Source organism: Qipengyuania sp. (assembly GCF_965277845.1).
In the GTDB taxonomy this organism is placed as follows: Bacteria; Pseudomonadota; Alphaproteobacteria; order Sphingomonadales; family Sphingomonadaceae; genus Qipengyuania.
The window spans coordinates 1,527,856-1,549,646 of record NZ_OZ255844.1 but is presented as its reverse complement, the minus strand read 5'-3'; the positions used below and the strand labels follow the sequence as shown (position 1 = coordinate 1,549,646).

19 protein-coding genes are annotated in these 21,791 nt (G+C 63.1%); 8 read left to right on the top strand and 11 right to left on the bottom strand.

Annotation, left to right across the window (positions count from 1 at the left end; all coding sequences use genetic code 11):
- Positions 1-96: 96 nt before the first annotated feature.
- Positions 97-2,895, bottom strand: a complete 2,799-nt coding sequence (locus tag ACQY4G_RS07605) for a TonB-dependent receptor (protein ID WP_421989966.1) — start codon at positions 2,893-2,895, stop codon at positions 97-99.
- A gap of 190 nt (positions 2,896-3,085) precedes the next feature.
- The gene (locus tag ACQY4G_RS07600; RefSeq protein ID WP_421989964.1) at positions 3,086-3,706 is read right to left on the bottom strand and encodes a DUF6445 family protein; all 621 of its coding nucleotides are present in this window, start codon (positions 3,704-3,706) and stop codon (positions 3,086-3,088) included.
- 188 nt (positions 3,707-3,894) lie between these two features.
- On the opposite strand from ACQY4G_RS07600, the gene ACQY4G_RS07595 reads away from it, so the two are divergent.
- The 4 genes from ACQY4G_RS07595 (at position 3,895) to ACQY4G_RS07580 (ending at position 8,839) form a co-directional block, all read left to right on the top strand.
- Positions 3,895-4,932, top strand: coding sequence for a LacI family DNA-binding transcriptional regulator (locus ACQY4G_RS07595; protein ID WP_421989962.1), 1,038 nt, complete (start codon positions 3,895-3,897; stop codon positions 4,930-4,932).
- Between the two features lie 116 nt (positions 4,933-5,048).
- A complete protein-coding gene (locus ACQY4G_RS07590) occupies positions 5,049-6,581 on the top strand; it encodes an MFS transporter (protein WP_421989960.1) in 1,533 nt (510 codons plus the stop codon).
- Positions 6,574-7,977, top strand: coding sequence for an alpha-amylase family glycosyl hydrolase (locus ACQY4G_RS07585; RefSeq protein WP_421989958.1), 1,404 nt, complete (start codon positions 6,574-6,576; stop codon positions 7,975-7,977). Before ACQY4G_RS07590 ends, ACQY4G_RS07585 begins: the two co-directional genes overlap by 8 nt.
- 64 nt (positions 7,978-8,041) lie before the next feature.
- On the top strand, positions 8,042-8,839 hold the full coding sequence (locus ACQY4G_RS07580) for a DUF1499 domain-containing protein (protein WP_421989956.1): 798 nt from the start codon (positions 8,042-8,044) through the stop codon (positions 8,837-8,839).
- On the opposite strand, the gene ACQY4G_RS07575 is transcribed toward ACQY4G_RS07580, so the two are convergent.
- From ACQY4G_RS07575 to ACQY4G_RS07550, 6 genes are all read right to left on the bottom strand, one after another.
- Positions 8,829-9,434: a CDP-alcohol phosphatidyltransferase family protein gene (locus ACQY4G_RS07575; protein ID WP_421989954.1), complete on the bottom strand. Its 606-nt coding sequence runs from the start codon at positions 9,432-9,434 to the stop codon at positions 8,829-8,831. The two genes, ACQY4G_RS07580 and ACQY4G_RS07575, sit on opposite strands and share 11 nt — an antisense overlap.
- Before the next feature lie 7 nt (positions 9,435-9,441).
- Positions 9,442-10,719 carry a NupC/NupG family nucleoside CNT transporter gene (locus tag ACQY4G_RS07570; protein ID WP_421989952.1) on the bottom strand — a complete coding sequence of 426 codons (1,278 nt, stop codon included), beginning with the start codon at positions 10,717-10,719 and terminating at the stop codon, positions 9,442-9,444.
- A gap of 16 nt (positions 10,720-10,735) precedes the next feature.
- The gene (locus tag ACQY4G_RS07565) at positions 10,736-11,167 is read right to left on the bottom strand and encodes a hypothetical protein (protein WP_421989950.1); all 432 of its coding nucleotides are present in this window, start codon (positions 11,165-11,167) and stop codon (positions 10,736-10,738) included.
- A gap of 29 nt (positions 11,168-11,196) precedes the next feature.
- Positions 11,197-13,335, bottom strand: coding sequence for an FAD-dependent oxidoreductase (locus ACQY4G_RS07560; protein ID WP_421989948.1), 2,139 nt, complete (start codon positions 13,333-13,335; stop codon positions 11,197-11,199).
- 45 nt (positions 13,336-13,380) lie between these two features.
- A complete protein-coding gene (locus ACQY4G_RS07555) occupies positions 13,381-14,502 on the bottom strand; it encodes an FAD-dependent oxidoreductase (RefSeq protein WP_421989946.1) in 1,122 nt (373 codons plus the stop codon).
- Between the two features lie 82 nt (positions 14,503-14,584).
- Entirely contained in the window at positions 14,585-15,499 is a 915-nt protein-coding gene (locus tag ACQY4G_RS07550; protein ID WP_421989944.1) for a hydrogen peroxide-inducible genes activator, read from the bottom strand.
- A gap of 100 nt (positions 15,500-15,599) precedes the next feature.
- Between ACQY4G_RS07550 and ACQY4G_RS07545 the strand changes: the two genes are divergently transcribed.
- From ACQY4G_RS07545 to ACQY4G_RS07535, 3 genes are all read left to right on the top strand, one after another.
- On the top strand, positions 15,600-15,809 hold the full coding sequence (locus tag ACQY4G_RS07545) for a YdcH family protein (RefSeq protein WP_067693452.1): 210 nt from the start codon (positions 15,600-15,602) through the stop codon (positions 15,807-15,809).
- A gap of 66 nt (positions 15,810-15,875) precedes the next feature.
- Positions 15,876-17,078 (top strand): Na+/H+ antiporter NhaA, encoded by a 1,203-nt coding sequence (gene nhaA, locus ACQY4G_RS07540; RefSeq protein ID WP_421989942.1) that lies wholly within the window; start codon positions 15,876-15,878, stop codon positions 17,076-17,078.
- Entirely contained in the window at positions 17,071-18,096 is a 1,026-nt protein-coding gene (locus ACQY4G_RS07535; RefSeq protein WP_291174868.1) for a TerC family protein, read from the top strand. The genes nhaA and ACQY4G_RS07535 overlap by 8 nt, the downstream gene beginning before the upstream one ends.
- A 355-nt stretch (positions 18,097-18,451) precedes the next feature.
- On the opposite strand, the gene ACQY4G_RS07530 is transcribed toward ACQY4G_RS07535, so the two are convergent.
- The 3 genes from ACQY4G_RS07530 to ACQY4G_RS07520 form a co-directional block, all read right to left on the bottom strand.
- A complete protein-coding gene (locus ACQY4G_RS07530) occupies positions 18,452-19,108 on the bottom strand; it encodes a DUF2490 domain-containing protein (RefSeq protein WP_421989940.1) in 657 nt (218 codons plus the stop codon).
- A gap of 123 nt (positions 19,109-19,231) precedes the next feature.
- Positions 19,232-19,768, bottom strand: a complete 537-nt coding sequence (locus ACQY4G_RS07525; RefSeq protein WP_291167717.1) for a phosphoribosyl-AMP cyclohydrolase — start codon at positions 19,766-19,768, stop codon at positions 19,232-19,234.
- A gap of 59 nt (positions 19,769-19,827) precedes the next feature.
- On the bottom strand, positions 19,828-20,502 hold the full coding sequence (locus tag ACQY4G_RS07520) for an OmpW/AlkL family protein (protein WP_421989938.1): 675 nt from the start codon (positions 20,500-20,502) through the stop codon (positions 19,828-19,830).
- 182 nt (positions 20,503-20,684) lie between these two features.
- On the opposite strand from ACQY4G_RS07520, the gene ACQY4G_RS07515 reads away from it, so the two are divergent.
- Positions 20,685-21,791 carry a sensor histidine kinase gene (locus ACQY4G_RS07515; RefSeq protein WP_421989936.1) on the top strand — a complete coding sequence of 369 codons (1,107 nt, stop codon included), beginning with the start codon at positions 20,685-20,687 and terminating at the stop codon, positions 21,789-21,791.

Below are 21,791 nucleotides of genomic sequence, written 5' to 3'. Positions count from 1 at the left end.
TATTTCATCGCGGCTCCACCGTACATCGTGCAGCGCGACTGGGAGAGGGGGCGGGGCGACCGGGAGGAGGTGGCCGCCCCGCAAGTCAAAACAGGATCAGAACCGGTAGGAGGCCCCGATCAGGTAGGTACGGCCATACTCTTCATAATCGATGATATGCGTACGGTCGTCGTCGGTATAGTTGATGAAGGGCTCGTTCGTAAGATTGAGCGCCTGAAGGGTAATCGACAGGCCTTCGAGCGAACTACCGTCCTGGAACCTGTAACCGATCTGCGCGTCGAAAATCGATTCCGGATAGGCGAAACGCGTTGCCCGGCTGGCCGAGATGGCCGGAAACTCGGCAAGGAACTCGGTCCGGTAACGGTGGCTTACACGGGCCTCGAAGCCGCTCTGCTCGAAATAGACGGTCGAGTTGACCACCCATTTGGACAGTCCAGGTACGTCGGTTTCGAAAGGATCGCCCTGCTGCGGGTAGATCGTCAGATTGCTGTCGGTATAGCTGGCGCTGGTCTGGAACCCGAAGCCGCTGAAGAATCCGTCGGTGAAGACACTGAACGGAACCGAGAGGCTGGCTTCGATCCCGGCGATATGGCCATCCGCCGCATTGTCGGGGCCCGTCACGACGCCGAGATAGGTCGTCGCGTCGGCCAGTGCACGCTGCTGGGGCGACAGGATCGGGCGCAGGTAGCTGAAGTCGCGGACGACCCCGGCATTGCCGTTCACGAAATCGTCGAGCCACTTGTAGTAGCCGGCGACGGCCAGATAGGCGCCGCGACCGAAGTACCATTCGTAACTGACGTCGAACCCGTTCGCGACATAGGGGCGCAGTTCGGGATTGCCGCCGCCGCCGCCGAAGATCGATCCGGTTGCAACGTCGATCACATCCGAGACGCCGGCATTGAAGGAGGCGTTGAGCTGGTCCATCCGGGGCCGCGCGAGCGTGCGAGCCGCACCGAAACGCAGCTTCATGTCCGCATTAAGCTCGAGGTTCAGCGTCATGCTCGGCAGGACATGAGCATATTCGTCGCCGCCCTCGACCGGAACCGCTCGCGCACCAACGCCGCCGCTGGAATTGAAGCCGCGCGAGTTCTGGTCGGTGAATACGACCTGCACACCGATGTTACCCGTCAACGGAAGCGAGCCGACGAAGGTATCGAGGTCCATGCGCAGGTAGCCGGTGTAGACGTCTTCCGTCACGCTCCAGTCGCCTGGATAGGGCAGATCCGAACTCTCGATGCTCGTCAGGATATAGGTCCCGTCGTTGAGCAGCGCGAATGGATCGTAGGCGACCTGCGGGCCGAACCCGAGGAATCCGAGACTTGCGATCGGGTCCAGCAGGGCGCTCGAGGGGATCGGTGCGCGCTGCGTGGCGCCTTGCGAGACGAAGGGCGTTCCATTGCCCGCAAGGCTCAGGAAGTTCTGCGTAATGTCGCGCGACTTGGTCCGGTGATCGAAGCTCACGCCGGCGACCAGCGCCTTGATGGTGGGATCCTCGACCTTGCCCACGACTTCGCCGCGAATGGTCCACAGTTCGTCGTCGGTAGTCGTGTCGTTGATGAAGCCGGCCTGCACGATGTCGCGGCCGCCACCCCACCCGCGCGGGTCGGTCAGCTGAATCAGGCTGGTGTCCGAATAATCGATCTGATTGGTGAAGATGAACGGGAAGCCGCCGGTGTTGCGATTGTATGTCACGACATCGCCGGGGTTCGGACCACTGGCGCCGAAGTTCAGCCCGGCGTAGCTTTCGATCTGCTGCAGGCGCCGATCTGCACGCGAATAGGCAACGTCGACGTTCAGGATGAAATCGTCGTCTTCATACTTGGCGTTGTAACCCGCAGCGAAGGTCTCGACGTCCTTGCGATCGAAGTCGTTGCGCACGACCGGCTGAACGTTCGAGAAGGTGGCACTCTGCGGAAAGTCACCGCCACTGGTCGAGTCGATCGTCGCGCCCGAACCCCAGCCGGGGTTCAGCGGGAATTCCATGCCGCGCATCGCGATGCGTTCGCGATAATCGGCGTAGAACAGGTCGAGCGTGCCGCTCCAGTTTTCATTGGGCTGCCATTCGACCGTGCCGAACACGCCGAGGCGATCGAGATCGACCGATTTTGCGAAGGGCTTCATGCCGCCGAGGAGAGTCTGCCCCGAGTCGTTCGGGTAGCCCCAAGCGTTGAACTTCTCTACCTGGCTCGGGCTCGACTGGTAAGCGACGCCCAGCGCGACACCGAGGGTGTCGTCGGCGAACTGGTCGACATAGGTACCGGTGGCGCGATAGCCCCAGCCATCGATATCGGGATTGAGCGACCCGTCCTCGTTGAACTCCAGCCGGCCGCCGACTGAGACGATCCGCTCGCCCTTCGAGAGCGGACGGATGGTGCGCAGATCGACCGTACCGGCAAGCCCCTGACCGATCAGGCCGGCGTATGGCACCTTGTAGATGACGCCCTGATCGATCAATTCGGCCGGGTACTGGTCGTATTCGACCGCGCGGTTGTCGCCCGACGATACGAGCTGGCGCCCATTGAGGAGAGAGTTCGAATAATCGGGCCCGAGGCCGCGAACCGAAAGGCTCTGCGCGCGACCGTCGACACGCTGGACCGCAAGCCCGGGAAGGCGCCCCAGCGTTTCCGCGATCGACACGTCCGGGAGCTTGCCGATATCTTCGGCGCTGAAGGCCTCGGCGATGACGGGCGCATTGCGCTTCAGGCCGACTGCCGTTTCAAGCGATTGGCGATAGCCTTCGACGATGATGACGTTGCCTTCATCGGTTCCCGTGACATCCTCTTCGCCCGGCTCGATCGAGGCTTCCTGCGCGATAGCCGGCGTGGCCAGCGCTGCCAGGGCAATGGAAACGGCGCCTGTGCTGATGCCGCCAAAAAGCTGCTTGCGAAATGCCATGTCTGCTCTCCCTGTTGGTGCGGCTATTCTTGGTGGTCCGCACCCGAAATCCATCCTGACGGGCGGCTTCTGACCGTCCCATTCACGGTCGGGATACGCGTGCGATGCGTCGATCCGGAAGATGGCATACGTATACGCATTGCCTGCCGCCCACGTTGCCGTCGCCGAAATGTCACAGCGACGGTGCGCTTCAGGCGAGGAAGAGATTGAGCGTCAATCGACCTTTGCGTGGATCGCTCTCGGGATGGAAATCGGCCGGCAGATCGGCGCAATGCAACGTATTGCCGCGATAGATGACCATCGAATTGAACCGGCCGCGGGCGGCGTGAATTCGTTCGAACAGATCGGTATCCCCCGCGATGTATTCTGCTCCAGGCAGGCCGACTCTCTCGACTTCGGATCCCAGCGACTGTCGATACGTCTCCAAGCGATTCGCATCGACGCTTTCGAAACCCGTTGCGCGTTGGCGATAGAATGCGGTTCCTCCCTCTTCGCGCCGGTCGAGGTAGAGTAGGACCGCGAGGCGTTCGGGCTCGACACCGTCGAAATGCGGCAGGCGCTGGATCGGTGTCAGATCACCGGGGGCATGGGTGACTACGCTGAGATAGCATTCGAGATAGATAGGCCGGCGCGGAAGATCGAAATCCTGTACCAGCCGGCCAAGCAGCGGTTCCACGAGCGGCATGGAGACCGCTGCGGAGACCGGCGCGCGAAGCCCGGGATAGAACGGGCCGTGCCTTCCAAAACTGTGCCGCGACGCGATCTCGATCACCAGGTCCGGATCGGGCAGCGCGTTGTCGACTTTCACCATAGTCTGCCGTTCGATGCCAAATTGGTCCCGTTGCAGTGTGGCAGAGGACGACAAGGCGAGGGGGGTGGTCATGGTGTGACCGCATAACCGCATCGCCCGCCAAAACAAAAGCCGATGCGTTGCGTGGCGGAAGAGGGCTGCTAAAGTCCTGCTCCGGAACCAGTTCCTTATCGGTCGGGGAGAGAGCGATGGGTCGCAAGCCGACGGGTCGGCCGACCAGTTTCGACATTGCCTATGAAGCGGGGGTTTCGCAGCCCACTGTCAACCGCGCGCTGCGCGGCGACAAATCGGTGAGCGCCAAAACGCGTGCGAAGATCGAAGCGATCGCCCGCGACCTCAACTACACCGTCGACAAGAACGCCTCTTCGCTGCGCAGCCAGCGCTCGAATACGATCGCGCTGCTTTTCTTCGAGGATCCCACACCCGACGAGAGCATGATCAACCCGTTCTTCCTCGCCATGCTCGGCTCGATCACCCGCGCCTGCGCCGACCGAGGCCTCGACCTTCTAATTTCGTTCCAGCGCATGGAGGACGACTGGCATGTGCAGTACCAGGACAGCCATCGCGCCGACGGGCTCATCCTGCTGGGCTATGGCGATTACACGAAATACCGCGAGCGGATGGAACAGCTGGCCCGCCAGGGTACGCATTTCGCGCGATGGGGCTCGGTCTCGAGCGACCTCAGCGGAGTGACGGTCGGCACCGACAATGTGGCGGCCGGCAAGCTTGCTGGCCAGCACCTGATCGAGCGCGGGCGCAAGCGGATCGCCTTTCTCGGCCATGCAGACGATCATTATCCCGAGTTCGCCGGGCGGTATCGCGGTCTCGTCGAGGCGCAGCGCGATGCCGGGATCGATCCCGATGCAGCACTGCAGTTCGATGCGCTATCGACCGAGGAAGAGGGGCATACCGCAGCGCGGGCCCTGATCGGCAGCGGCGCTCGCTTCGACGCCATCTTCGCAGCCAGCGACCTGATCGCCATCGGCGCGATGCGCGCACTTTCGGAAGCGGGCCGCTCCGTTCCGAGCGATGTGGCGGTGGTCGGTTTCGACGACATCCCCACAGCCAGCCTCACTACCCCGCCGCTGACCACGGTGATGCAGGACATTCGCGGAGCCGGGCAGGCGCTGGTCGAAACACTGTTGGCGCAGATCGAGGGCCGCGACCTGCCGCCCCGCAAGCTGCCCGGGAAGCTGGTCGTGCGGGGCAGCAGCGGTCCCGCCTGAACGGGCAGCGTATTCGTATACGCACTTGGCGCCGGACCTGCGCCGTGCAAGCGTCTTCCACTTGAAATTCCAGGCGGGCGCAAAGACCCGCCGGACCAAGGGACGAGGGACTTCGCATGGAACAGGCGCTGCGGCACAAACCGCGCCAGAGCTTTGCCGGGCTGTGGAACATCAGCTTCGGCTTTTTCGGCATCCAGATCGGCTTTGCGCTGCAGAATGCCAATATGAGCCGCGTCTTCCAGACACTGGGTTCGAGCATCGACGATCTGCCGGCATTGTGGGTCGCCGCACCGCTGACGGGCCTGCTGGTCCAGCCGATCATCGGCCATCTTTCGGACAAGACCTGGAACCGCCTCGGTCGCCGCCGTCCCTACTTCCTGACCGGCGCGATCCTTTCGGCGATCGCGCTGTTCCTGATGCCGCTGAGTCCGGCGTTCGGCGCGCCATTGCTGTTCGCCGCAGCAATGTTGTGGCTGCTCGATGCCTCGCTCAATATCTCGATGGAGCCTTTTCGCGCCTTCGTCGGCGACATGTTGGGAGCGGACCAGCACGCCGCGGGCTATGCGGTGCAGACCGCCTTCATCGGCGCGGGAGCGGTGGTCGGCTCGATCTTCCCCTGGTTTCTCGAACAGATGGGCGTCAGCAATGTCGCGGCCGATGGCGGTATTCCTGACACGGTGAAATGGAGCTTCTGGGCCGGCGGAATCGCGTTGTTCACCGCCGTCATGTGGACCATCGTCACCACCAAGGAATACAGCCCCGAAGAGCAGGCCGCATTCGCCACAGGGGAAGAGACCGCCCCCGTCCAGCCGGTCCGCGCGCTGGCCAGCAAGAGCTATCTCGGCAGCGCATTGTGGATGCTCGCCGGGCTGGTCGTGGTCATCTCGGTCGATGGCCTCGGGCTGGAAAAGGAGGTTTTCCTACTCGGCGCGCTGCTCGCCGCCTACGGAGTCATCAGCGCGATCGGCATTTCGCTCGCCAAGCAGGGCCGCACGACCAATATGCTCTCCAGCATCGTCGGCGACTTCTCGGGCATGCCCGAAGTCATGAAGCGCCTCGCGCTGGTCCAGTTTTTCAGCTGGTCGGCGCTGTTCATCATGTGGATCAACACCACACCCGTGGTCACGCAATACGTTTTCGGCAGCACCGACACGGCAAGCGTCGCCTATAACGAAGGCGCGAACTGGGTCACCGTTCTGTTCACGGTCTACAATGGTGTCGCTGCGATCGCCGCTCTCGCACTCTTGCCGTGGCTCAGCCGCAAGGTCGGAAAGGTAATGACCCATTCGATCTGTCTTACGCTGGGCGCGATCGGCTTTCTGATGTTCTTCCTCGTCCGCGATGCCACCACGCTCCTGCTGGCCGAGGTTGGGATCGGCATCGCATGGGCGAGTATTCTCGCCATGCCCTACGCCATACTGGCGAGCAATCTGCCGCAGGCCAAGCTTGGCATTTTCATGGGCCTGTTCAACGTCTTCATCGTGGTGCCGCAGCTGCTGGTCGCGACGGTGATGGGCAGCATCATGCAGGCCTTTTTCCCGGGCGAGCCGATCTGGACCATGCTGTTCGCCGCCGCGAGCTGGCTGATCGCCGCGCTTGCCATGCAGCGGGTCAAGGCCGCCATCCCTCAGGAGACTCACCATGCGTAAACTTTTCGCCGCCACTGCCGCGCTCACCCTGATGGCGGGTACCGCCTACGCGATGTCGGGGGGCGCCGACGAACCGGAAACGACCGCTTGGGAGGCGCGGGACAAGGTCACGATCGCCCATCCCGAATGGTCGAAAAATGCGGTGCTCTACCAGATCAACACCCGCCACTTCACGCCGGAGGGCACTTTCGCGGCGGCGCAGGAGCAGCTCCCACGGCTGAAGGAGCTGGGTGTCGACATCCTCTGGCTGATGCCGATCCACCCGATCGGCGAGGAGAACCGCAAAGGGACGCTCGGCAGCCCCTATGCCGTGCGAGACTATTACGCGGTGAATCCCGAATTCGGTACCGAAGAGGATTTCCGCGCCTTCGTCGATGCCGCCCATGCCCAGGGCTTCAAGGTCATCCTCGACCTCGTCGCAAACCACACCGCCTGGGACAACGACCTCGCGGCGCAGCATCCCGATTGGTACGAAAAGGACTGGAAAGGCGATTTCCGCCCGACCCCGTGGTGGGACTGGTCGGATATCATCGACCTCGACTGGTCCAAGCCCGGCGTGCGCGAGCATGTGGGCGGAGCAATGGAATATTGGGTGCGCGAATTCGGCGTCGACGGCTATCGCGCCGATGTGGCAGGTTATGTCCCGCTCGATTTCTGGGAAACCGCGCGCGCGCGGCTGGAAGCGATCAGGCCGGTCTTCATGCTCGGCGAAGTGCAGGAGACCGCATTCCACCACGCCGCCTTCGACGCGACCTACGCATGGGATTGGCACAACACCTCCAAGAATGTCGCGCAGGGCAAGGGCAATGCCGCCAGCTTCTATGGCTATTATGCCGAGAACGAGAGTTTGTGGCCGCGCAGTGCCATGCGCATGACCTATATCGAGAACCACGATTCCAATGCGTGGGAGGGGACGATGGAGGAGAATTACGGTCCCGCACTCGAGGCGATGACCGCGCTTTCCTTTACCGGCGAAGGCCTGCCGCTGATCCACAACGGGATGGAGGCCTGCAACGCCAAGCGGCTCAAGTTCTTCGAACACGATCCTATCGATTGGAGCCAGGGCGACGACTGCACCTATGGCGACCTGCTCGAAGCGCTAATCGACTTCCGCAAGGCCAATCCGGTGCTGGCCAACGGTCAGTGGGGCGCGCGCATGCACAAGCTCGAAACCGACCGGCCCGAGCAGGTCTTCGCCTGGGCGCGCCGGGACGAAGGCAACAAGGTCGTGGGCCTGTTCAATTTCAGCGGCGAGGCGGTCACCGTCTCGCCGACCAGCGCGCTCGCGGACGGCAGCTATTCCGCCTTTCCGGACGATCGCCCGGTCACCGTGAACGAAGGGGAACCAATCACCTTGCCGGCCTGGGGCTATCTGCTGCTGTCGGCCAAGGAGTAGCGCCCGAACCGCTACGCCATCGTCGCGCGGTTGCAGTCCGCAGGCGCCGCGCTACAAGACGGGCATGACACGCTCGCCCTGGCACAGCCGCCTCGCCCTTGCCCTCGCCCTGCTGCTCCCGGTGTATTTCGCGGTCGCGGCACTCGGCACGAAGTTCGGGCTGTGGAGCTGGCAGACGGGCCTCGGCACGCTGACGATCAGAACGGGGCCGATCCTCATGGGCGCGGTCGCCCTCATCGCGCTGATCTCGCTGATCGTCGTGCTCATCCGCAAGCCGAGGACCGGCTGGCTGCTCTCGCTGATCGCGCTGCTGGTCCCGCTCGGCATCTTCGGCGGCTTGGCCTATGTTCGTGGGCAGGCGGCGGAGATTCCGCCGATCCACGATGTTTCTACCGATGTCGAGAACCCACCTGCATTCTCGCAGGTGACGCTCGACGCGCGTGCTGCCGGCGGGGCCAATCCGCTCAACGACTACCGCATCCCCCTGGGCGAACTGGAGATGTGGGCGAACAGCGAGGCGCCGCTCGCCGATCAGTCGCATGCCCAGGTGATCGCCGAGGCTTATCCCGACCTCGCTCCCCTGGCGATCGGTTCGGCGAGCGAGGACGAGGCCATGGTCGCCGTGGCCGCAGCGATGATGGAAATGGGCTTCCACGACGTCACTTCGGATATGGCCAACAGCCGCGTCGAGGGGGTCGCCGAAACCTTCTGGTTCGGCTTCAAGGACGATGTCGTCGCCCGCATTGCCGACGGGCAGATCGATTTCCGCTCGGTCTCGCGCGTCGGCGTCAGCGATCTCGGCGCAAATGCGGCGCGGATTGCGGAATTGCGCGAGGCCGTTGCCGCTCGGCTCAATCCTTGAACTGCGCGATCGCCATCGCGCTGCGCTGGAAAACGGTCAGCACGCATAGCGCGGCATAACCATAGGCGATCGGAACGAACCAGTCGGGAAACAGCGCGAATGCGATGAATACGGCGATCGTCTCGCCGCCTTCCGCCAGCCCGGTCGAATACAAGAAGCTCTTCTTGCCATGCGCCGCGGTTTCCTCGCCGCGTTCTGCGGCGATCACGGCGAAGGCCAGGAAGCTGACTCCGGTGAGCACAAAGCTCGCGACCAATACCAGCGCGGCCTGGGTATTCGCCGGATCGAGAATGCCGAAAGCGAGCGGGATCGAAACGTAGAAGGCGAAATCCGCGACGATATCGAAATAGCCGCCCAACGATGTAGGCCCATTTGCGCGGGCGACTGCCCCGTCGAGCCCGTCGAGCAATCGGTTGGCGATAATAAGCAGCAGCCCGATGCCATGCTGTCCGAAAGCGATGGCGAGCGCACCGCCCAATCCCAGCGCCAGCCCGGTGAAGGTCAGCAGATTGGCCGACACTCCCGCTTTCGCCAGCGCAAGGCCGACCCGGTTGAGCGGCGGATCGATCAGTGGACGGAGCTTGGCGTCGAACATGGTCGTATCAGCCCCAGCTTATCAGCCCGATCCATGCGCCGGTCATTGCCGTCGCCATATTGCCCGCGATCCAACTGCGTATGCCGAGCCCGGCGACTTCCCCGCGCCGTTCGGGGCACAGCGTCCCGATGGTCGAAACGAGCAGGCCGATACTGGCGAGGTTGGCCACGCCGCACAGCGCATAGGTCACGATCAGCAAACTGCGCGGCGCGAAAGTGCCATCGGGCAGCGCCGCAAGCTCGAGATAGGCGACATATTCGTTGAGGATCGCCTTCGTGCCCATCAGGCTGCCCGCCGCCTGCGCTTCGCCCCAGGGCACGCCGATCAGCCACATCAGCGGCGCGAAAGCCCAGCCGAACAGGCGTTTCAGCGTCAGCGGGTCGCCATCGACCAGCGGCAACAGCGCAAGCAGCTGATCGGCCAGCGAAACCAGTGCGAAGACCACGATGATCACCGCGATCACCGCGAGGAACAGCTGCATGCCGTCCATCGTGCCCTTGATGATCGCATCGATGCTCGATTCGTATTTCAGCCCGGCCTCGTTGCGTGCCCGTTCTTCGCTGTCGGCATCGTCCCCTTCCCCCGGCACCATTAGCTTCGCGACCAGCAAGGCGGCGGGCAGCGAGATGAGCGAGGCGGAGATCATATGCCCCACCGCATCGGGCACGGTCTGCGACAGCGTCGTCGCATAGAGGATCAGGATTGCGCCGCTGATCGTCGCCATGGCCAGCACCATGACCTGGAACAGGTCGGCGCGGCTCATCTTCGCGAAATAGGCGCGCACCACCAGCGGGCTTTCGACCACGCCGAGGAACATGTTCGCCCCGCCCGACAGGCCGACGACGCCGCTGACCTTGAGCGTGCGGCGCAGCAGGTAGGAAAGGCCGTTCACCAGCCAGCGCAGCACGCCCCAGTGCCACAGCAGCGCGGCAAGCGCGGAGAAAACGATTACCAGCGGCAGGATCTGGAAGGCGATGACGACCGGCGCCTCGGTGCCTTCCTTCAGCTCGAATGGCAGCGGCGCGCCGCCGAGATAGCCGAACATGTAGGATGAGCCGTCGAGCGTGGCGCGTTCGATTGCCGCGACCGCATCGTTCGCCAAGGTCACGGCATCCCAGACGATCGGCACCCGCACAATGAGGAGCGCGAGGAAAGCCTGCAGCGCAAGCGCACCCGCGATCCAGCCCAGGGACGGACGCCCGGCGCGGTTCTCCGACAATCCCCACGCGAGCAATACCAGCAAGGCAATGCCGGCAAGCCCGCGAAACTGGTCGAATATCTCCAAGTACCCCCCTCGCCGATCAGTCCTTGCGCTGCAACAGGCTGTCCAGCGCCAGCGTGTCATGTTCGCGAAAGGCGATCAGCGCAAGCGCCGCGCCAGCCACGGTGATCGAAGGAAAGAACAGCAGGTTCGCATCGTCGGGATTGGCGAAGAGGTAGCGCCCGAACGGGTCGAGGAAATGGCGCCAGATCGGGAAGGCTCCGCCGACGAGAATGATCGCCGAACCGATCAGCGAATAGCGACGGAACAGGCCCAGCACGACCAGCGCACCGATCACCACCTCGACAGTCGCAAAGGCGAGCTGGAAGGAATTCGCGGCACCGACACCGCCATAATACTTCTCGGCCAGCTTGGTGCCCATGCCGTCGCCCAGCAGCCGGACGCTGCCCCACAGGACGAGCAGCATGCCGGTGCCGACACGCATGATGAGAAGGGAAATCTTGGCAAGCATGGGTTTTCTCCGTTGACCCGCGCGCGATGCTATCCGCGGCGCCAGGCGTGATACTTTTCGACGAGTTTGAGCAAGCCTTCGGGCTTGTGCTTCTTTTTCCACTCGCCGGCGGCGAATTTGTTGGCTTCGGCCATGGTCGGATAGGAATGGATCGTGCCGAGGATCTTGTTGAGGCCGAGCTTGTGCTTCATCGCCAGCACATATTCGGCAAGCAGCTCACCGGCATGCGCGCCGACGATGGTCGCGCCGAGGATCGTGTCCTTGGCGGGCGGGGTGAGCACTTTGACGAATCCCTTGGTCTCGCTTTCGGCAATCGCCCGGTCGAGATCGTCGAGGTCGTAGCGGGTGACCTCATAATCGATCCCCTGCGCTTTCGCCTCGCTCTCGTTGATGCCGACGCGCGCCACTTCGGGGTCGAGGAAAGTGACGGCGGGAATGACGCGGTAATCCGCCTTGAAGCGCTTGAATTGGCCGAACAGCGCGTTGACGCTGGCGAACCAGGCCTGGTGGCTGGCGGTGTGGGTGAACTGGAAGGGTCCCGCGACATCGCCCGCTGCGTAGATATTGGGAAATTTGGTGGCGAGGAATTCGTCGGTCACCACCGTCTTGTCGGTGTCGATGCCGATATCCTCGAGCCCGTAGCCCTTCAGGCGCGCCGCGCGGCCCACGGCGACGATCAGCGTGTCGAATGGGATCGCCACTTCCGCGCCCTTGTGATCGGCGACAAGCTCCCCCTGCTCGACCCGCACTGCGCGGTGCCCGGTAAGCACCCTCACGCCCGACGCCTCGAGCGATGCCTGCGCCAGCGCCGAGACCTCGATATCCTCGCGCCCCAGCACGCGGTCTTCCATCTCGATCTGAGTCACGCGCGATCCGAGCCGGGCGAGCGCCTGCGAGAGTTCGCAACCGATCGGCCCGCCCCCAAGCACCGCGACGCGCGCGGGCGCCTGATCCATCTTGGCAAAGGCATCCCACATGGTGTCGCTGGTGAGATAGCCGCTGCCTTCCAGCCCCTCGATTGGCGGAATGAACGGTTCGGCCCCTGCGGCAATCACGATCGCGCGGGTGGTCAAACGCTGCGTTGTCCCATCCCGGCGGGCGATCTCGACCGTCCACGGGTCGATCACCTTGGCATAGCCCTCGACCACGTCGACCCCAAGCCCTTCGTAACGCTCGACACTGTCATGCGGCTCGATCTCCTTGATCGCGCCCATGACGCGCTCGATGGTCTTACCGAAGGGCACCTCGGGCTCAACCGCCTCCAGCCCGTAACGGTCGGCACGGCGCATCTGCTCGGCGACCTTGGCGCTCTTGATCAGCGCCTTCGACGGCACGCAGCCGGTGTTGAGGCAGTCCCCGCCCATCTTGTTCGCTTCCACCAGCATGACCCTGGCCTTCACGGTCGCCGCGATGAGCGAGGAGACGAGGCCCGCCGAACCGGCGCCGATCACTACCAGATTGCGGTCGAAGCGCTTTGGCTTGTCGAAGCCCGCATAGACTTTCCGCCGCTTGATCCAGGCGATGATCGCCTTGGCGAACCACGGCGCGATGCCCAGCAGCGCGAAGGAAACCAGCACCGCGGGCGAAGCGATTCCTGCCAGACTGTCGATCTGCGCCAGCTGGGTGCCGGCGTTCACATAGACGATGGTGCCCAGCAGCATGCCGACTTGGCTGACCCAGGCGTAGGTCCACGCCCTGATACGCGTCAGGCCCATGACGAGATTGACCACGAAGAACGGGAACAGCGGGATCATCCGGATGGTGAAGAGATAGAAGGCTCCGTCGCGCTCGAGCCCCTGGTTGACCGTTTTGAGCCGCTCGCCGAAGCGCGCCTCGATACTGTCGCGCAGCACATAGCGCGAGGCGAGGAAAGCGAGCGTTGCTCCCAGCGTCGAGGCGAAAGAGACCACGATCGTCCCGACCAACACGCCGAACAGCGCGCCCGCGGCCAGCGTCATCACTGCCGCGCCCGGCAAAGAGGCCGCCGTAACCGCGACGTAGGCGAGGAAGAACAGCGCAATGACCTGCACCGGATTGCGCTGGTAATAGCCGCCGACTTCGCCCGCGACCTGCTTGATCCCTTCGATCGTCAGATAATCTCCGAGACCGAAGAAGAAGTAGGCCGCGATCAACGCAGCAAGAGCCAGGATAATGAGGATCTTCTTCATGGGGTCCTTCCGTAGCTTGGCTGTTCGCCTGGTTGGGGTCGGCGGTTACACCGCCCGCTCGAGATTGGCGAAAGACGCGACCCAGCGGTTGTCGATCCAGCGTTTGAGCCGTCCCGCCCAACGCCCGTGTGCGGCGAACGGGCCATAGCTGGCGACCGCCTTTCCATCGGCAGTCGAGATGAGATAGAGGCTGGCCGGGCGCGGCCTGTAACTTTGCAGCTCGACCTCACCGACGATCGTTCGCCGCAGATTGGAGGCCAGTACCGGGCCGGTATGGACGGCATGGACGCCCGATCGCGGAACGGTAATGTCCTGCCGCTGCGCGACATCTCCCGCGGCGAAAATATGGGGATGCGACAGCGACCGCTGATGCCGGTCGACCGCAATGAAGCCATCTTCGGTTACCGCGATGCCGCTGGCGCCCGGCCATGCGGGAGCGCCGCCGCCGAGCGAGGCGACCACCAAATCGACCGGTTCGATCGACTGGTCCCCCACCATGAATCGGCCCTCTTCGAACCGGGCATCCTCTTCGATTAATTCGATGCCCTTGCGTGCCATTGCGCGTCTGGCCAGTCCCTGTGCCAGGCGCGAGAAACCAGGCAAGAGGCCTGGCTCGCCAGCGACCAGAGTAACGCGGGCGTCGATGCTCTCGAAGCGGCGGTGCAGTGCGAATGCGAGTTCGACGCCGCCCGCCCCGCCCCCGACGGCAACGACATGGCTTCCCTTTCCGGAAGCGCCATCGATCCGCTGGTCGAGCCGAACAAGGAAGTCGCCGATCGGGCGCACGTCGAGAATCCGCGGGTCGTCGCCGAGGATAACTCGCGCCTGGCCCACGCCCCCGGTATCGATCGAACAGAGGTCATAGGGGATCTGCCGCCCGGTCTTGGCCGTGATGATCCGTTGGTCTGGATCGATGGCCGCGCAGCGGTCCAGCACCAGTTCGGCCCCGGCAAATCGTACCAGCGCAGCAAGATCGATCAATCCGTCGTCGAGGGCGTATTCACCCGCGGCGGTGCCCGGGATCATGCCCGAATAGCGCGCGTGGCGATGCGGCGAGAGGAGCAGTGTGCGCCCGCCGGGGCGTCCATTGCGCACCCAGTCCGCCAGCACTCCGAGATGCGCATGCCCGCCCCCGATGAGCACCAGGTCTGGTCCAGCCGTCGCCATTGACGGTCTGCGTGTGCGGCGCACCGGTGGAAGTCAATCGAATTGGAGGACGGCGGGCGGGCATCGGCGCTGGTCGGCGCTTCTAGGCCGTTTGCAAATTCGCCCGTTTACGCGCCTCGTCGGCGATAATTTGAGCCACTTCGGCGTAAAGGTCGGCATAGGCCGCCGTTGGGCGCCAGGCTGCGGCGAGACTGCGATACTCGGCCCAGCCTTCCGGTTCGGCAATCCGCACGACGTCCAGCCCGCCGGCGTCGGATCGGATGTACAATTCGGGGAGGATCGCCAGGCCCACGCCCGACCCGACCATCTGCTGGAGCGCATCGAGGCTGGTTCCTTCGTAATCCGACAGAACCGATGCGCCGAGCTGGTCGCAGATCTCCAGAAGCTGACGATGATAGTGATGGCGATGATCGAGCGTGAGAAAGGTACGCCCGTGGAAATTCTCCCTCGTGAGACTGCCGCTGTCGTGTAGCGGATCATCGGGGGGTGCGACGATCCGCAAGGGCTCGCGGAACAGGGGCTCGACCCGCAAGCCCCGCCCGACCACCGGAAGGGGAGAAAGGACCATGTCCAGTTCGCCGGCCTCGAGTTCGGCATGCTGTATGGACGGGATGCCTTCGCGCATGAACAGGCGCAAGTCAGGATAACGTTCGTGCAGCACCTTGATCACGCCAGGCAGCAGATAAGGGCCCATGGTGGGCGTGACGCCGAAGCGGATCGATCCGGCGGGCCGGGCCGCGATATGATCGGCGGCATCGCGAAAATCGCGCGCAGCCGCGATCACGCTGCGCGCCCCGGCAACGAGGTCGCGCCCGGCCGGTGTCAGTTGCATGCCCTTGGGTACACGCTCGAACAGGCGCAGCCCCAAGGTTTCCTCCAACGAGCGCAATTGCTGGCTCAGCGCAGGCTGCGTCAAGCCGAGCCCGGCAGCGGCCTCCCCCATGTTGCCGGTGTCAGCAAGCCGCACGAAGATTTCGAATTGTCTCAGGCTGGGCATGACGCCTGATTAGCATAACTTATCGATTGAGGCATGAGATTCGAATTAGATTATCGAGGCGGCGTCCGACATATTGTCTTTGACGAATGATGGAGAGCACATGACCCGCAAGTCCCCCGACGAGAAGATCATGAAACCCTATCTGCGCAAGCTGATGCGCGAGCATCGCAATCTCAATCGCCTCATCGACACCTCCAAATCGGCGCTCGCGCGCGAGGATCTGAAAGCGATGAAACGGCTGCGCCTTCGCCTCAAGGACAAGATCGTCGCCCTCCAGCGGCATTATTATGGGCGCGGCCTCGCAGGCTGACCCATCGGGCGGCGGCCGGAACCCCCATCCCCAACCCTCCCCCTCCGGTCGTCGCCCCCTTTTCCCATGACCAAGCCAAGTCCCGCAGAGCGCCTGCGCGCCTTCATCGCCAGCGAAAGTGCCGGCGGCATCATCTTGATCGTGGCGGCTGCCATTGCGCTGGCGATCGCCAATTCATCCCTTCTGGACGATTACAACAGCTTCCTCGCTACGCCTGTGAACTTCACCGCAGGCGATCTGGTCGCGATCGACAAGCCATTGCTGTTGTGGATCAACGACGGATTGATGGCGTTGTTCTTCTTCCTGATAGGACTGGAAGTAAAACGCGAGATCGTAACCGGAGCACTGCGCAACTGGAAACAAGCCGCGCTCCCGGTCTACGCTGCCATAGGCGGAATGGCTGTGCCCGCGCTGGTATTCGTCGCGATTAATGCGGGATCGCCAGAGAGTATTCGCGGTTGGGCAATTCCCGCTGCAACCGACATCGCCTTTGCGCTCGGCCTTCTCGCATTGCTGGGCAGCCGCGTGCCGGTGGCGCTCAAGGCACTGCTGCTGGCGATTGCGATCATCGACGATATCGGTGCGATCGCGATCATCGCTCTGTTTTATACCGAAGACATGAATTTGGCCGCGCTCGGCCTGGCGATGGTACCGGCAGCGGGCATGCTGCTGCTCAACCGCATGGGTATCGCGCGAACCATCCCCTATTTCCTACTGGGCGCATTCCTTTGGATTTGCGTCCTCAAATCGGGCGTTCATGCAACGCTGGCCGGGGTGTTGACTGCGATGTTCGTGCCGATCGCCACAGGTGACGAGCGCCCGCTCGAACGGCTCGAGCACGCGTTGCACGCTTGGGTCGCGTTCCTGATTTTGCCGATCTTCGCTTTCGCCAATGCCGGTGTATCCTTCGCCAGCGCCGGACTCGAAGCACTGCTCGCGCCGCTTTCGCTAGGCATTGCGGCTGGTCTCGTCGTCGGCAAGCAGGCCGGCATTTTCGGCGCCTGCTGGATCGCGGTCAGGTCGGGCCTTGCGACGATGCCGCCGGGAGTGACCTGGCGCCACGTCTACGGCCTTTCCTGTCTCGCCGGGATCGGTTTCACAATGAGCCTGTTCATCGGCGGCCTGGCCTTCGTCGATCCGGAACAGGTCGACGCGGTCAAGATGGGTGTGCTATCCGGTTCGCTGGCCTCGGCGATGATCGGCATGTCGGTCCTCGCCAAAGCGCCGCGTACCCACTCAACTTTCGATAGTATCCCCGCCAATGCTTGAATTCTTGTTCGCCGACTGGCTCGGCACTCCGATCTGGTTCTGGGCTGCGTTCCTGACCATCGTCATCGTCCTGACCGCGTTCGATCTCGGCGTTCTCCACAAGGAAGATCGTGCGCTCGGGATTGGCGAGAGCCTCAAGCTGTCGGCCTTCTACATCGGCGTGGCGCTGCTTTTCGGCGCCTGGGTGTGGTTCCAGCGCGGCGAAACCGCAGGAATCGAATATTTCACGGGGTTCTTCATCGAAAAGGCGCTGTCGATCGACAATGTCTTCGTGATAAGCCTGATCTTCACCTATTTCGCCATCCCGCCGAAATACCAGTATCGCGCGCTGCTATGGGGAATCATGGCAGTGATCGTGCTGCGCGGCCTGATGATCGCGGGCGGCGCCGCATTGCTGGCCGAGGCCTATTGGGTGCTCTACATCTTCGCCGCCTTCCTGGTTTTCACCGGCATCAAGATGTTTTTCGCCGGGGACGAGCCGATGGATGTGGGCAGCAATCCGGCGGTGCAGTGGATCAGCCGCCACATGCGCGTGACGCCCGAGCTCCACGGTCAGAAATTCCTCGTCAAGGTGCGCGACGAAAAGACCGGGCGCATGGTCCGCGCGGCCACACCATTGCTGCTGGCGCTGGTGGTGATCAATCTCGCCGACCTCGTCTTCGCGCTCGACAGCGTACCCGCGATCTTCGCGATCACGACCGATACCTTTATCGTCTATACCTCCAACATCTTTGCGATCCTTGGGCTTCGCGCGCTCTATTTCGCGCTTGCTGCGATGGTCCACCGTTTCCACTACCTCAAATACGCATTGGCAGCGGTGCTCGTCTTCATCGGCAGCAAAATCTTCGTGACCGATTTCTTGCTGTCCGGCGCGAAATTCCCGGCCTGGATCAGTCTGGGTGTCACCGGTGCACTGATTGCCGCCGGCGTGCTCTACTCGCTGTGGAAGACTCGCGGCGAGGAGGAGACGGACTGGCCAGCCGATCCTGCCGAGACCGGCACGCTTGGCGACCGCTAGCCGGGATCGGATAGGGCGCTCGCCAGATTTCTGCCGTGCCGGGGCCGCAGCGGGTCTTGTACGCCACCATCTCGCGGCCAGTCGGCGCGTAATCATTGTGCGCCTATCCCGATGGCATTCTCAGTCGTCTGGGGGACGGGTGGTCACGAGCTTGAAGCGCTTCGGCCATCTTCCGGTGCGAGCGCATTGCACTCTCCTGCCATTTCGACCGTAGCCTGAAAGGGCACCAATGAACTCGGGTGTCGTGCCAGAATTCGCTGCAGGCACAAGCCAGCGGCGGTTGGCTGTCGGAGGGCGCCTGACGCCATCCGGACTTCGCGCTGCCGACCGCCGATGCGGTCGCCCAAAAGTAGCGTCAGAAAGAAATTTCTATCGAGACGAGCGGAGCGTGCCCGATTTCGTCGGGCGCGTTGTCTTCGAAATCTTGCTGGCGCAGATAGATCAGGCCAAGCGAGAGATTGTCGCTGACGTCGTAAGACACGCCGACCTGATTGCGCAGCCCGGTGATGCCCTCGTCGCTGCCAAGGTTGTTCCCGCGCAGGGTCCAGAACAGTTCTGCATCCGCCTTGACCGACCAACGACCGGCGGCGTCTAGCGGAACCGACACTCCGAGTCTGGGGCGCAACCTCAATCCCATGCGATCGGCGTTGTCGACGAAACGCTGTTCCAATCTCAGGCGTGTACGAAGAATCCCATGGCTGCCGGACAATTGCTGCATCATGCGCAGTTCGTCGTTTCCGCCATCGTTGATCCGGCGTTCGACGGCCCCGGCAAGCGTGACTTCGTCGGAGATTGCCTGTTTTAGCCACAGGCGCGCGAAATAGGTATCGACCCGACCGTCGTCGCTGCTGCGAAAGCGCTGCGCGGTTTCGAGCTCGATGCCGGTATCCCCGTCAAGATCGGTCGAGATCGAAGGATTGAGCCAGAACTCGAAGGCCTCGTCCTGGGCAGCCACCGGCGAGGCGATTGTCGAGGCACACGTGAAGAGAGCGATTCCCCAAAGCAGTCTCACGTCCAGCTGTTCCTTATCAATCAAGAATGGTGGTCGATCCCGCGCATAGCCGGGCAATGTTCAAGAAATAAATCGGCGGCCACGAAGGCAAACGTCGTGGCCGCCGATCCTTGGGTGCACGGATCAGGAAGAAAAGGGCATCGAGCTGTGATGGACGTTGATGCGCAGATCGCCATCCTCGTCGCGAACATAGCCGAAGGTGTATTCGACCTTGGTCACCGAACCGTCGGGACCGGTGAAGTAATAGTTGCCCATGGCCATGGCATTGTCGTCATCGGTAACAATGCCTTCATTCTCGAAGCGCACGTCGGTCCAGCCCTTGATCGCGAAACCGCTGTCTTCTGCACGCATACCGGTGACGAAGTAGCTCAACGCCTCGTCATAGGTACCGCGAAACTGGTCCTCGGCAGCCAGCGTCGGCTTGAAGAGCACCATGCCATGGTCGTAATTGTAGAGATCGTCGAGATGTTCGCGGGCGCGGGCGGTGTAATCGCCGCCGTCGGCATGGACGCGGCTGATGGCGATGATGCCGTCACCCCATTCCTTCTGTGCCGCCTCGACCTCTTCGGTCGTGATCGGCGCGCCAGCCTCACCGGCCGAGGCGGGTACGGCGAAGGCCACGGTGGCTGCTGCGGCGGCTGCAAGAAGATTCGTTTTCATATTTGCTCTCCTGGATTGGTGCCCGCGCACCTCATGTGGCGGGCCGATAGGCAGAAAGGTCAGAAGCGGAAGGCGAGCCCGGCACTTACGACCCACGGGTCGAGATCGTGTTCGGTCTGCAGCGCCACGGTATTGCCAGCCGAAAACGTCGCGGTCGTTCCGACGAAATAGCGCTTGGCGTCGAGCGAGAACCCAAGCCCCCGGTCGTTGAGCGGGACATCGAAACCGGCCTGGAGGACGAAGCCGAGCTCGTCGGAAAGGTCGGTGTCGGTTACGCCGAGCGCCGCCGCGTCGGCACCCACGTCCTCGCTGAAGATCAGGAAATAGGTCGGGCCGGCGCCGAAATATGGCTTCAGTCCGCCACCGAGGTCGAAATGATACTTCGCCGTGAGAGACGCAGGCAGGATGATCGCATCGTCGATCAGCTCGGCACCGGCAAGCCCGCCGGTTCCGCGCACGTCATGCGGCGTGACGCAGCAGATCGTCTCGAACGAGAAGTTCGGCGAGACGAAATACTCTATCGCGACCGTCGGCACGTAGGAATCGGTCGCCCGGGTCTGCGATCCGGCGGGCAGGCCGATCAGGTCCGTCTCGACTTCCGTGATCTCGCCATCGGGGAGGACGCCGGTAACGAAGCCCTTGATTTGGACCGAACCCGCTTCCTGCGCCGCAGCGGGGGCTGCAATCGGCAAGGCGAGTACGGCGGCGGCGACTAATAAACTGTTCCTAGACATGTTCGGTGTCCCTGAAAGGCCGCCCTTTCGGAGCCGCCCGTTGAATGGATCGCGATGGCTCGTCCATCGACACCGGCCGAGATAGGTCGACGCCTCCCTGCCCAAATCCGCCGGATGGCTGGCCTCCCGGCCTAGGCCGGATGGCCTATGCCTTTTGTGTGCGAACCCCTAGAGTGCCGTCGATGCAGCACGACCTCCCTGCCCTCGCCAGCGACGTCGAGACGATCGCGGAACTGCGCGAGCTTTACCGTGCCGCAGAAGCGCGCGCGGCGCGGCTACGCCTGCTGTCGACGAGCGGGCGGGAGCTGGTGGAAGCCAAATCCGGCCAACTCGAAACGGCGTTGAATGAATGCGCGACGAGGCTCGCCCTGTTTCTGGGCAGCCGCTCGGGCAGGATCGTCCGCCAAGAAGCGGGCAACGGGTTCCGCATCAGCGCCCCCGCCAAGGAGCATCTCGTCCTGGGCGCGGTACTCGTCGAGGGTTTCGACACGCTCGACGACATTGCCGATCAAGAGGACCGGGACGCCTGCAGGATGCTGCTCGACATGATGGGCAATGCGATCGACCGGGTGGAGCGCGAAACAAAGATGGCGCGCCTTCTTGCGGCCCTCAGGGAACGCGAACATCGCCTCGAGCATCTCGTCGGACGCATTTTCTCTGCCCAGGAAGAGGAACGGCGGCGGGTGGCCTACGAGCTTCACGATGGTGTCGCGCAGACGGCGACTGCCCTGGTCCGCATGCTGGAGGGCGCCGGCGATGCGTCTGCTAATGGCATCGCCCGAGGGCAGCGGGGCGAGCTCACGCATATTGCCAGAGGGCTGGTAAGGGAATTGCGCGCGGTCATCTCGGGATTGCGGCCAACCATTCTCGACGATCTCGGCTTCGTTGCGGCGCTCAATGCACTTGCGGATGGCATGGAGCAGGATGGCTATACGGTCGAACGCAGGATCGATGCCGATGCGAGTCGTCTTCCGGCGCATGTCGAAACCGCATTGTATCGCGTCGCGCAGGAAGCGATTTCGAATATCCGCAAGCACGCCGGAGGCGCTTGCCGGGTTTCCATCTCGGCAAACGTGGCAAGCGGCATCGCGCGCCCTTCGATACGCATCGAGGATCGCGGCTGCGGTCCGAAGAACTGCCAAGACGGTTCGCCGATGACCGAGGAGGGTTACCATGTCGGCATCGAGGGTATGAAGGAACGCATGTCGACCATCGGTGGAACGCTCGACTGGAGCGTTGCCGAAACCGGCGGCGTCATTGTCGAAGCAAAGCTGCCACGGGGGCTGTGA

Coding starts and splice junctions, on each gene's coding strand:
- ACQY4G_RS07580 (WP_421989956.1), top strand. CDS start 8,042: ATGACACGCTCGCCCTGGCACAGCCGCCTCGCCCTTGCCCTCGCCCTG.
- ACQY4G_RS07585 (WP_421989958.1), top strand. CDS start 6,574: ATGCGTAAACTTTTCGCCGCCACTGCCGCGCTCACCCTGATGGCGGGT.
- ACQY4G_RS07525 (WP_291167717.1), bottom strand. CDS start 19,768: ATGAAAACGAATCTTCTTGCAGCCGCCGCAGCAGCCACCGTGGCCTTC.
- ACQY4G_RS07575 (WP_421989954.1), bottom strand. CDS start 9,434: ATGTTCGACGCCAAGCTCCGTCCACTGATCGATCCGCCGCTCAACCGG.
- ACQY4G_RS07590 (WP_421989960.1), top strand. CDS start 5,049: ATGGAACAGGCGCTGCGGCACAAACCGCGCCAGAGCTTTGCCGGGCTG.
- nhaA (WP_421989942.1), top strand. CDS start 15,876: ATGACCAAGCCAAGTCCCGCAGAGCGCCTGCGCGCCTTCATCGCCAGC.
- ACQY4G_RS07535 (WP_291174868.1), top strand. CDS start 17,071: ATGCTTGAATTCTTGTTCGCCGACTGGCTCGGCACTCCGATCTGGTTC.
- ACQY4G_RS07560 (WP_421989948.1), bottom strand. CDS start 13,335: ATGAAGAAGATCCTCATTATCCTGGCTCTTGCTGCGTTGATCGCGGCC.
- ACQY4G_RS07600 (WP_421989964.1), bottom strand. CDS start 3,706: ATGGTGAAAGTCGACAACGCGCTGCCCGATCCGGACCTGGTGATCGAG.
- ACQY4G_RS07520 (WP_421989938.1), bottom strand. CDS start 20,502: ATGTCTAGGAACAGTTTATTAGTCGCCGCCGCCGTACTCGCCTTGCCG.
- ACQY4G_RS07545 (WP_067693452.1), top strand. CDS start 15,600: ATGACCCGCAAGTCCCCCGACGAGAAGATCATGAAACCCTATCTGCGC.
- ACQY4G_RS07595 (WP_421989962.1), top strand. CDS start 3,895: ATGGGTCGCAAGCCGACGGGTCGGCCGACCAGTTTCGACATTGCCTAT.
- ACQY4G_RS07555 (WP_421989946.1), bottom strand. CDS start 14,502: ATGGCGACGGCTGGACCAGACCTGGTGCTCATCGGGGGCGGGCATGCG.
- ACQY4G_RS07550 (WP_421989944.1), bottom strand. CDS start 15,499: ATGCCCAGCCTGAGACAATTCGAAATCTTCGTGCGGCTTGCTGACACC.
- ACQY4G_RS07605 (WP_421989966.1), bottom strand. CDS start 2,895: ATGGCATTTCGCAAGCAGCTTTTTGGCGGCATCAGCACAGGCGCCGTT.
- ACQY4G_RS07515 (WP_421989936.1), top strand. CDS start 20,685: ATGCAGCACGACCTCCCTGCCCTCGCCAGCGACGTCGAGACGATCGCG.
- ACQY4G_RS07565 (WP_421989950.1), bottom strand. CDS start 11,167: ATGCTTGCCAAGATTTCCCTTCTCATCATGCGTGTCGGCACCGGCATG.